The 354-nt window shown below is 54.8% G+C and carries 1 protein-coding gene; it reads right to left on the bottom strand.

What is annotated here, in order from left to right; all coding sequences use genetic code 11:
* On the bottom strand, nucleotides 1-297 hold a 297-nt coding region (locus RWK90_RS17260; RefSeq protein WP_396230357.1), incomplete at its 3' end, for an eL20 family ribosomal protein.
* Nucleotides 298-354: the final 57 nt, after the last annotated feature.

The following is a 354-nucleotide window of genomic DNA, read 5'->3' as shown; positions in this document are numbered from 1 at the left end:
GCACTTGCCAGCTGCAATCTCTTCCACCTTCATGATCTGGATGGAGTGGGCACGGGCACGGTGTCGGGCACCCATGTCTCGGTAGCACTGTGTGACTGCACCAGCAGTGGTCAGGTCCCTGTACTCCCGATACATGTTGTGTGTGCCACTGCGGGAGTCATAGCGCAGCCAGATGCCAAAGTTCTTCACACGCAGGGGTGACTTCTCAAACACCTGTCCGCAGTACACAATTTCCCCGGATGACTTCTTCATCTTCTTCAGCTGTGACACAAAGTACCAGAAGCGGGACTTGGCCACCACATGGTTGGGTGCAAAGATTCGCATACGGTACAGTGGTGGTGTGTGGCATTTTGG

Source organism: Dietzia sp. CH92, from assembly GCF_032248695.1.
Taxonomy (GTDB): Bacteria; Actinomycetota; Actinomycetes; order Mycobacteriales; family Mycobacteriaceae; genus Dietzia.
This window is presented reverse-complemented; position numbering and strand designations above follow the sequence as displayed.